Here is a 9,596-nt window from a genome sequence, read left to right on the forward strand (position 1 = left end):
GAAAAAAATAAATATAACCTATGTTATATAATATAACATATGTTATTATAGTATATAAAGGTTGTTATATTTTGAAAAGAAAAAATATGGAAAAGAATAAAAAATGAAATAATATACTTTAATGAAATTAAAAAAAATATACTTCTAATCCTCATCATCGAGAATCTTAGAAATTAAACTTTCTTTTTTTGTTTTTGTTACATGATTAAAATGAGGTTCAGAATACCACCAATCTTCTTCCTTATTTTTATCAAAAACCCTTTTTTAGACATGATTTACCTCTAATAAAATATTATTATCATATAAATAATAAATATTGCGGTAAAAATTACCCCACCTTTTATTAATTTAAGCCCTAAATTTCCTCTAGAATTTTTTTCTTCTAATATATCATCATTTTTCTCAACAATTTCATTTAAACTGATAATTGTATTTTGGACAATTTTACTAAAAGAACTGTTATTTTTCCAAAATATTATTAACCAGTCTATTCTTGGTGCAGTTCCAATTTGATCTATATTATTCAATGTAGACATGAATACCAGCAAAGAACTTACGTAAAAAATTAAAGAAATTAAAAAAATTATAACCAAAATAAACATTTCCACATTAGATAATATCTCTTTAAATTCTATTAATCTTGGAAGAATAGTACATTGAATAGTCAACATAACCCCTAAAAAGGCAACAATCGATTTGTTTTTACTGTCAATCAATTCATTCCTTTGGACTTCTTCATCATACCTGTGAAGTGCTAATTCCAACAATAATTTTTTTGCTATTTTCATCCCCCACTTACTCCTCCTCAAAAAATTAATGGAATTAAAGTCGAACGACTTCAATTCCCTGTTTTTCGGCATTGTAAAACATGACTTCCATCATGTAGTGCTGAAATCTTGGCAGAAATTCATCGCAATTGCTGCAGCCCATGAATGGAAGAAGGATGTGGCATACGTAATCTTGGAAGGTGAATTTTTGATTGTTTTCGATTTTGCCTTCAAGCATTTCAAGTGTTGCATCGCCGTCATAGTGCCTGAGTGTGTTCAACACGATAGTGATTCCCTCACGTTCAATACCATTATATGCCCTGAATTCAACTTCAGGGCAGCATAGAATATATGCATCGATTGTACCTCCGAATTTGTCCTGCAAAAAGTAGCATACTTTAAGTATTGCTTCAAATTCATCATTGGTCAACGGATCACTTTGGGTTTTGAAGTAGGTAATTCTTCCATCATCAAAGGCAATGACCACACCGTCGCTGCCTTCTTTTTTTGGAATTTTTACATCCTTGCGCACTTCAAACGATTCGAAATCATTGAATACGAATGACAATAACACCTTATAATATATTGTATCGTCATTTCCTCCAAACAATATATTTTTAACTCCTTCCAGCCGGTTTTGAGTAACTTTCTTTGTTAAAGTATGGTTTGACATGATTTTTCCTCCAAAATACAATTTAAATGCGTTAATGTTCAACCGCGTAACATGTCTTTTGTCAACATGTATGCATTAGGCAATTCCTTCTTATTTTGAGTGTATAATGAGAGGAATTTATCATAGTTTAGGTGAAATTCCTTCTCGTCACTGCGACCCATAAATGGCAGAATAATCCTCAAAACATGGTCTTTAACTGTAAACCTTTGCCTGTTTTCAAGTTTTTTTGTCAATATTTCAAGAGCAATGTCTCCTTTGCTGTTTCTTGCGGACACATAATCCATGTGGATGTTTTCATCACCTAAAACATTGATGTCACGGATTTCAATATCCGGTTCGCATATTATGCAGGCACATATATAGTCGCCGAATGATTCCTGCAGGAACTGGCAGGTTTCATAAACGGATTTTACTTCATCATCGCTTGGCATTTCCCTTTGGATTTTAAAGTATGCTGCCCCTCCACCGATGAATTTTAAAATGACGCCACCAATTTCTTCCTTATTGGGAAAATCCATGTCTTTGTCTATTTCAAATGGGGAATAAATACCGAAAACTTCATTCATCATGATCCAGTAAAAGATTTCATCCTCTTCAAGCTCCTGTTGAGAGCTTTTCTTTTTATAAAACATCATGATCCCCCCTCATTGGCTTCCACATATGAATTGATGCAATCCATATAATGGCGATACTTCTCTTCGAAGTCTTCCTTGTTCTTATATCCGGAGTATGGAAGTAGAATGTGGTCAAAAGAGTCCTCGACATTGAACTTTTCATTGTTTTTGAGTTTTGCCTCTAACCTTTCAATGATCTCTTCACCGTCGTCTGTGCCGAGGAAATTGAAGTAAATGCGAATGTTTCCCCTACAAGTGTTGCATTTGGAAACGCAGACAGTAGAGCTTGCCCTGCATAGGATATAGGCTTTTATTGGCCTGTCAAATTTTTCCTCCAAAAATGAGCAGGTCTCATAGATTGCTTCTGTTTCTTCATCAGTTAAATCGCCGTTCAATGTCTTAAAGTATATAGGATCTCCGCCCTCCATCATTAAAACAACACCATCATCATCCTTTTGTGGAAGTTCAATATCTTCCCTGACTTGGAAAAATCTGTGGTCTTTGAAAACCTGTCCCAAAACGACCATATACCATTCATAGTCATCCGGATTTAAATGTAAAATCGCCCTTTCGTTTTCTGTCAATCTTTTGTTTGAGTATATTCCGAACATATCTAATTCCTCCAATTTTTTACAATACCTTATTAGACTGTCAAGTAATAAATAAGTTTCTATATGGTTCTAGAACAATATTTAGTTTAGTATATAGAAAAATAAGCTCAAATCAATATTGTTTTTAACTCGTAAAAAATGGTAAAAATAGTTTACATACGTTTGGAAAATATATAGCAAATTCAAAAAAATGAAAAAAAAGAAGAGAATGAAATTCCCTTAATCATTAATTTCGTAACCTAATCCTTGAAGGTCACTTCTAATCTTATCAGATAAATCATACTGTTTGTTAGCCCTGAGTTCTGATCTTACTTCAGAAATCAAATCAAGCAAATCATCTGAACCTGCATTGACCTCTTCAACTTCAAAGCTAACACCGAAGATGTGAGCAGCATCATCCAGGAATGCTTTAATTGCCATTTTATCATCATCTGATAAATTATCCAAATCATTTTTGGTGTCATTGATTAAACCGAAAATGGCCGCAATGGCTTTTGGAGTGTTAAAGTCATCATCCATGCTGGTGAAGAACTCAGAACTCCATTTATCCAATACATCATAATCTGAACTAACTTCATCAGTTACTTCAACATCTAAAAGTTCATAGTATTTTCTAATCCTGTCCAAACTTTTTTCGGACTGATGAAGTGAATCCTTTGAAAAGTCAATCGGACTTCTGTAGTGGGTTGACAATACAAAGAATCTGAATGTCTCGGCATCCCAGTCTTCAAGCAATTCACGGATTGTAATGAAGTTATTTAAGGATTTTGACATCTTTTCTCCGTTAACGTTTAAAAATCCGGTGTGCAACCAGAACTTGACCATCGGAGCTTTGCCTGAAACGGCTTCCATCTGTGTGATTTCAGCTTCGTGGTGAGGGAAGATTAAATCCAAACCTCCTCCATGTGCATCGTATTGAGGACCAAAGTAGTATTCGGTTATTGCAGTATCCTCAATGTGCCAGCCAGGCCTTCCGTCTCCCCATGGGGATGGCCAGGTAGGTTCATCAGTGCCTTCACGTTTTTTCCAAAGCGCAAAGTCCTGAGGGTTTTTCTTTGTGGTTTCTGCAATGTCCCTGTGGGATTCCAATTCCTCGACATTTCTGTTGGACAATTTACCGAATTCAGGGAACTTGTCTATTTCAAAGTAAACACCGTCTTCGGTTTCATAAGCAAAACCCTTATCGATTAATCTTTGGATTTGGTCCAATATTTCATCGACATGGTCGGTTGCCCTTGCAAATAAATTGACTCCATTGACATTTAATTTGTTCATGTCTTCAATGTATCTTTTTTCAAATTTTCTAGCTAACTCACTTGCAGGAATTCCGCTTTCCTTTGATCTGTTGATGATTTTATCATCAATGTCAGTGATGTTCTGGATGTAGAATACCGCATAACCGCTGTACTCCAGATATCTCTTTATTGTATCGAAAGAAATATATGTCCTCCCATGTCCAATGTGAGCATCATCATAAACAGTTGGACCGCAAACGAATAAGTTAACTCTATTTTTATTAATAGTCACAAAATTCTCTTTACTGCGAGTTAATGTTGAATAAACGTCCATAAAAAATAACCTCGAAAAATAGTAATTATAAAAAGGCAAGTGAGGGATTTGAACCCCCGTATTATGGTCTGCAGCCACACACCTAAGCCACTCGGTAAACTTGCCACTAAAATTAAAAGTATAATAAAATATTGGTTATTGATAGTTTAAATAGTTTACTATTTTTCCCAATATTTTTAGCAATTACTAGCTTCGGAACCTAAACAAGATTGGCAATCCTCACCAAGTTCAGATTTGTCAATGTTAAGCTGCTGTAAAACATCTGCAGTTTCAACATGCTTACAGATAGCGCATGTCCTTCCAATAAGTTGTGCTTTTGTAGCAGTTCCCTCAGCTAATTCCTTAGCAAAGTCTTTAACCATTTTCCGGACATTATCATCAAGTTTTATTCCACTTCCACGTTTATCTGTAATGTACTGTGACACTGCAGGTTGAGTGATGTCCATAAGCTCTGAAACATCTTTTTGCCTCATACCTAAATTTAAAAGTTCTTTAGCTAATTCTGACCTGATGGCAGGTATTACATACCATACTACGATTTCACAAGGCGGTTTCATAAAAATCCCTTCTATTTTTTAAACAAATCCTCTAGTTCTTCCTGTTCGTCTCTGATATCTTCTGTTAAACAAATCTCGTTTTTATCAAATAAAATCTTAATTTGTTGATCATTTTCTTTGAGGTGTTTTTCCAAGGTTCTGATTGCATCTGCAACAGGGTCTGGAAGCTTACCGTGATCAAGGTCAACTTCCTTGTAGGAAACACCCTTACATTTAACAATACGACCCGGAACTCCAACACATGTTGATTCAGGAGGAACATCCTTTAGTACAACTGCACCTGTACCTATTTTAGAGTACTCTCCAATGGTAATGTTACCCATTACCTTTGCACCTGCACCAACAATGACTCCACGTTCAACAGTAGGATGTCTTTTGGTTTTTTCAGTACTGGTTCCTCCAAGGATTACTCCTTGATATAACAGCACATCATCACCAACGATTGCTGTTTCACCAACAACAACACCCATTCCATGATCAATGAAGACACGTTTACCAAATGTTGCACCCGGGTGAATTTCAATTCCGGTAAGGAATCGCGCAATATTAGAATTTATACGGGCCAAAAGCTTTAAAGAATGATTCCAAAGCCAATGACTGACCCTATGGAACAATAAAGCATAAAATCCAGGGTAACAAAGAAAAATCTCTAGGGTAGACCTTGCGGCAGGATCCTTTTGCTTAATGGCTTTAATTTCATCCCTTAAATTTTTAAACATCAGTAAACCTCAAAGATTGTTATAAATTAAATTTATAACATATAGTATAAATAGTTATTCTTATTCAAATAACCACTCTACAGAGAGATATCTTTCACCATTATCAGGTAAGATAGCTATTATTCTTTTACCTTTATTTTCTTCTTTTTTAGCTAAATCCAAAGCAGCCCAAGTTGCAGCTCCAGAAGAAATTCCTGAAAATATACCTTCTTGTTTAGCAAGAGCAAGTAAAGTGTTTCCAGCATCTTCATTAGCAACAGGAATAATTTCATCAATTACTTCAGAGTCATAAATTGATGGGACAAAACCTGCACCTATACCTTGGATTTTGTGAGGTCCTTTTTCACCTTTTCCTAAAGTTTGAGAATCTTTTGGTTCAACTGCAACAATTTTTACACCAGGAACTTCTTCTTTTAATACCTTACCGATTCCAGTAATTGTTCCACCAGTACCCACACCACCAACTACAATGTCAACCTTACCTTCGGTATCCCTTAAGATTTCTTGAGCAGTAGTTTCAGAATGGATTTTGACATTTGCAGGGTTGTCGAATTGGCCTAAAATGATAGATCCTTCGATTTCTTCGTTAAGTTCCTTAGCCTTTGCAATGGCACCACCCATTCCATCAGCACCAGGAGTCAAAACAATTTCAGCACCTAAAACACTTACAAATTTTCTTCTTTCAATAGACATGGTTTCAGGCATTGTTATGATTAATTTGTAACCTTTAGCAGCTGCTGCAAATGCAAGTCCGATACCAGTGTTTCCGCTGGTCGGTTCAATGATTGTTGCACCAGGTTTTAAAAGACCTTTTTCTTCTGCATCTTCAATCATTGCAACTGCAACTCTGTCCTTTACACTACCAGTTGGGTTGAATGATTCTATCTTTACATCTACTTCTGCTTCTAAATCTTTAGTTAAATTGTTTAATCTTACGATTGGAGTGTTTCCGATAGCATCTGTTATGCTGTCAAGCACTCCTCTTTTTAATTTTGGAATATTTGCCATGATTTTTATTCTCCTATATTATTCAATTGTATTTAATGGTATATTAAAAGGGTTATCTTCAAGTCAATATAACATTCGTTATAATAACTATTGTTATATAACATTGTTTTACTTTATAAATGTTTTGGTAAAACTAAAATAACCAAGTTAAAAACTAGCTATTTTCTGCAAAATAATCGCAGATTTCAGTGCAAGGACAAATTTCACACTGAGGCCCAATAGGTTTACAGATATTCTGGCCAAACTGAACCATCAAATCATTTAATTTAACCCATAACTCTTTAGGAGCTATTTTTGAAAGTTCAACTTCAGTTTCTTCGGGTTCTTTTGTATCTACCAATCCTAAACGATTGGAAATTCTGTGAACATGAGTGTCAACTGGAATTGCCGGCAAATCAAATGCAAATACCAATACGCAATTGGCAGTTTTTCTCCCAACACCTGGAAGTTTTACAAGTTCATCTAATGTATCTGGAACTTCGCCTCCATATTCATCAATTAATATTTGTGATACTTCCTGAATTCTGGCAGCCTTAACATTATAAAAGCCGGCAGGTTTAATCAACTCTTTTATATCATCAATTGGAGCATCAACGACTTCATAAATATCTTTATATTTATTGAATAGATTCTCAGTAGCCTGATCAGTGTTTTCATCCCTTGTCCTTTGAGATAGAATTGTCCTAACCAATACCCTATAAGGATCCTGATCTAAAAATGTCCGTATCTCAAAAGTATTGTCAAGTTGATTTACTAATTCAATTACGCGTTCTTCCTTATTCATCATACCAACTCCAATTCAAATCCTAACTCACCCATTGATTCAATAAAATTAGGGAATGAAACATCGAAAACCTCTCCATTTGTTATTTCAATGTCATGTTTCAGACCAATCAATGAAAATGCCATTGCCAACCTATGGTCGCCATGTGAGTCAACAACACCTGATGTTACTCCACCAGTTATGCTCATTCCATCTTCATGTTCATTTAACTTACATCCCAATTTTTCAAGCTCCCTGCAGGTAGTGTCAATCCTGTCTGTTTCCTTTACTCTTGCATGGGCAACACCAGTGATATTTGTAGTTCCTTCAGCCATTGCAGCTAGAACTGCCACAGTTATTAACAAATCAGGAGCATTGGATAAATCCACATCAATGGCCTTAAGATTACCATTTGATGCAATTTCCACATAATCTTCACCACGGATGATTGTGGCACCCATATTCTGCAAAATATCCAAAATTACCTTATCGCCCTGCTTGGAATTTCTGAACAGATTTTTAATTGTAGCTTTCCCTCCGTTAATGGCTATCAATGCAAGCAGATAAGATGCGGATGAATAATCTCCTTCAACAGTGTAATCACAGGCCGTATAGCTCTGTTTTATGATTTTAAACTCATCGATTCTGCAGGCTTGATGTTCCTTGTCACAGTTATCATGTTTTAGATAATATCCTTTTAGAGTTTTAACTCCGAATTTTCTCATGATATCCAAAGTCATATTGACATATGGCTTTGATTTAAATTCAGGCAGAACATATAATGCCGCTCCATTTTTAGACAATGGAGAAGAGATTAGAATTGATGAAATGAACTGTGAACTTACATTTCCATAAATATTAGTTTCACCACCAATATAACCCGGTTTGATTAAAATTGGTGCCTTTTCATTATCGTTCAGGGATTCAGTGTTGACTCCCAAAGACTGTAAAGCACCCATCAATAATCCCATAGGCCTTGTCTGCAGGGACTCATCGCCTGTTAAAATAACTTCATTGTCACTTAAGGCAGAAACTGAAGTCATAAGTCTTAAGGTGGTTCCAGAATTTGCCAAATCTATCGGTTCAGTCGAAGAATTATGAAGCTTACCTCCAGTTCCAACAACTTCCAAAAATTCATCAGTTCTGTTAATGTCAGCACCTAAAGCTTTGCAAACCCTAATAGAAGCTAAAGTATCTTCTGAATATAACATATCATAAAGTTTTGAAGTGCCTTTAGCCAGTGATGCTAAAATTACTGCTCTGTGAGAATAACTTTTTGAAGGAGGTGCTTTTACGACCCCACCAATTTCTGAAATATTTTTAACCCTAAGAATCATTATATCAATAATATTTTTAATCCAAATCAATTAAATATTTACCTATGAAGGAAATTGAAAAAATGCAAGCGGGACTGGAATACTGTTATGATGATGAAGAAATATCACTTATGAAATTACATGCCATTGAAAATGCCAATATATTCAATTCACTTCCAGAAGATGACCTAGACAAACAGCATGAAGTATTAAAAGAGATTTTAGGTTCAGTGGGTGAAAAGGTCTGGATAGCTAAACGATTCTGTTTTGACAATGGTAAAAACATATTTATTGGAAATAATTTTACTGGAAACTTCAATTTAACAATATTGGATATTAAAGAGGTTTACATTGGAGACAATGTGATGATTGGCCCAAATACTCTTATAACCACTGTTGGCCACCCATTATCACCAAAAGGCCGCAGAGAACATTTGGCGCAGGGAAGTGAAATTAAAATCGGTAATGATGTATGGCTGGGAGGCAATGTCACCATTCTTCCAGGAGTGACAATTGGAAACAACGTTGTGGTAGGTGCAGGAGCAGTCGTTACAAAAGACATCCCAGACAATTCACTTGCTTTAGGCGTACCGGCAAAAGTGGTTCGTAAAATAGAAAATGATATATAGTAGGAGATGAGAAATAAACTGAAACCCCAAAAAATGGACTTTTTGTGAAAATAAAACGAGATAAGTAAATTTTTGACCAGTGAAATTAAAAGTCCAACAAAAAATACAAAAGACAGAAATCTCATCTCCAATATTTATTTTAAAAACAAGTCATATATATACTTTTAAAAGCCCAAAAACAATATTTACTTGGATTTGAAATAATTTAAAGCTATTACAATATTGCTTTTGAAATGTAAATTTAAAAACTAAAATGATTAACTAAAAAAGCAAAAACTAAATTACTAAGGATCATTTGATAAAAAAAGAAAATTTGAGAAGTAATTATCTAATTACTTCAACAATCATATCTAAGTTTTCGGATTGAAGG

11 protein-coding genes and 1 tRNA gene are annotated in these 9,596 nt (G+C 34.9%); 1 reads left to right on the plus strand and 11 read right to left on the minus strand.

All coding sequences use genetic code 11. From position 1 onward, the window contains the following. Nucleotides 1–281: 281 nt before the first annotated feature. The 11 genes from Q0W26_RS09985 to aroA form a co-directional block, all read right to left on the minus strand. Nucleotides 282–788: a hypothetical protein gene (locus Q0W26_RS09985; protein WP_298524702.1), complete on the minus strand. Its 507-nt coding sequence runs from the start codon at nucleotides 786–788 to the stop codon at nucleotides 282–284. 34 nt (nucleotides 789–822) lie between these two features. After that, on the minus strand, nucleotides 823–1,440 hold the full coding sequence (locus Q0W26_RS09990) for a hypothetical protein (protein ID WP_298524705.1): 618 nt from the start codon (nucleotides 1,438–1,440) through the stop codon (nucleotides 823–825). A gap of 38 nt (nucleotides 1,441–1,478) precedes the next feature. Then, entirely contained in the window at nucleotides 1,479–2,075 is a 597-nt protein-coding gene (locus Q0W26_RS09995) for a hypothetical protein (protein ID WP_298524709.1), read from the minus strand. After that, nucleotides 2,072–2,665, minus strand: coding sequence for a hypothetical protein (locus tag Q0W26_RS10000; protein ID WP_298524711.1), 594 nt, complete (start codon nucleotides 2,663–2,665; stop codon nucleotides 2,072–2,074). Before Q0W26_RS10000 ends, Q0W26_RS09995 begins: the two co-directional genes overlap by 4 nt. Before the next feature lie 219 nt (nucleotides 2,666–2,884). Then, on the minus strand, nucleotides 2,885–4,234 hold the full coding sequence (cysS, locus tag Q0W26_RS10005) for a cysteine--tRNA ligase (RefSeq protein ID WP_298524714.1): 1,350 nt from the start codon (nucleotides 4,232–4,234) through the stop codon (nucleotides 2,885–2,887). Nucleotides 4,235–4,267: 33 nt separating this feature from the next. Beyond that, nucleotides 4,268–4,339: transfer RNA gene (locus tag Q0W26_RS10010), tRNA-Cys, on the minus strand. Between the two features lie 71 nt (nucleotides 4,340–4,410). Continuing rightward, on the minus strand, nucleotides 4,411–4,791 hold the full coding sequence (locus Q0W26_RS10015) for a transcriptional regulator (RefSeq protein ID WP_298524717.1): 381 nt from the start codon (nucleotides 4,789–4,791) through the stop codon (nucleotides 4,411–4,413). Nucleotides 4,792–4,802: 11 nt separating this feature from the next. Next, on the minus strand, nucleotides 4,803–5,510 hold the full coding sequence (cysE, locus tag Q0W26_RS10020) for a serine O-acetyltransferase (RefSeq protein WP_298524719.1): 708 nt from the start codon (nucleotides 5,508–5,510) through the stop codon (nucleotides 4,803–4,805). A 60-nt stretch (nucleotides 5,511–5,570) separates the two neighbouring features. After that, on the minus strand, nucleotides 5,571–6,518 hold the full coding sequence (gene cysK / locus Q0W26_RS10025; RefSeq protein WP_298524722.1) for a cysteine synthase A: 948 nt from the start codon (nucleotides 6,516–6,518) through the stop codon (nucleotides 5,571–5,573). A 154-nt stretch (nucleotides 6,519–6,672) separates the two neighbouring features. After that, nucleotides 6,673–7,302, minus strand: coding sequence for an endonuclease III (gene nth, locus Q0W26_RS10030; RefSeq protein ID WP_298524724.1), 630 nt, complete (start codon nucleotides 7,300–7,302; stop codon nucleotides 6,673–6,675). Next, a complete protein-coding gene (gene aroA, locus Q0W26_RS10035) occupies nucleotides 7,302–8,618 on the minus strand; it encodes a 3-phosphoshikimate 1-carboxyvinyltransferase (RefSeq protein WP_298524727.1) in 1,317 nt (438 codons plus the stop codon). Before aroA ends, nth begins: the two co-directional genes overlap by 1 nt. A 44-nt stretch (nucleotides 8,619–8,662) precedes the next feature. Here aroA and Q0W26_RS10040 point away from each other — a divergent pair, with 44 nt between their 5' ends. Further along, a complete protein-coding gene (locus Q0W26_RS10040) occupies nucleotides 8,663–9,226 on the plus strand; it encodes a sugar O-acetyltransferase (RefSeq protein WP_298524730.1) in 564 nt (187 codons plus the stop codon). Nucleotides 9,227–9,596 lie beyond the last annotated feature (370 nt).

Origin of the sequence: uncultured Methanobrevibacter sp., from assembly GCF_947169325.1 — an archaeon.
Taxonomy (GTDB): domain Archaea; phylum Methanobacteriota; class Methanobacteria; order Methanobacteriales; family Methanobacteriaceae; genus Methanocatella.

What these genes read in the sequence shown, in the direction of transcription:
- Q0W26_RS09985 (WP_298524702.1), bottom strand. Translation starts at nt 788, where the DNA reads ATGAAAATAGCAAAAAAATTATTGTTGGAATTAGCACTTCACAGGTAT.
- Q0W26_RS09990 (WP_298524705.1), bottom strand. Translation starts at nt 1,440, where the DNA reads ATGTCAAACCATACTTTAACAAAGAAAGTTACTCAAAACCGGCTGGAA.
- Q0W26_RS09995 (WP_298524709.1), bottom strand. Translation starts at nt 2,075, where the DNA reads ATGATGTTTTATAAAAAGAAAAGCTCTCAACAGGAGCTTGAAGAGGAT.
- Q0W26_RS10000 (WP_298524711.1), bottom strand. Translation starts at nt 2,665, where the DNA reads ATGTTCGGAATATACTCAAACAAAAGATTGACAGAAAACGAAAGGGCG.
- cysS (WP_298524714.1), bottom strand. Translation starts at nt 4,234, where the DNA reads ATGGACGTTTATTCAACATTAACTCGCAGTAAAGAGAATTTTGTGACT.
- Q0W26_RS10015 (WP_298524717.1), bottom strand. Translation starts at nt 4,791, where the DNA reads ATGAAACCGCCTTGTGAAATCGTAGTATGGTATGTAATACCTGCCATC.
- cysE (WP_298524719.1), bottom strand. Translation starts at nt 5,510, where the DNA reads ATGTTTAAAAATTTAAGGGATGAAATTAAAGCCATTAAGCAAAAGGAT.
- cysK (WP_298524722.1), bottom strand. Translation starts at nt 6,518, where the DNA reads ATGGCAAATATTCCAAAATTAAAAAGAGGAGTGCTTGACAGCATAACA.
- nth (WP_298524724.1), bottom strand. Translation starts at nt 7,302, where the DNA reads ATGAATAAGGAAGAACGCGTAATTGAATTAGTAAATCAACTTGACAAT.
- aroA (WP_298524727.1), bottom strand. Translation starts at nt 8,618, where the DNA reads ATGATTCTTAGGGTTAAAAATATTTCAGAAATTGGTGGGGTCGTAAAA.
- Q0W26_RS10040 (WP_298524730.1), top strand. Translation starts at nt 8,663, where the DNA reads ATGAAGGAAATTGAAAAAATGCAAGCGGGACTGGAATACTGTTATGAT.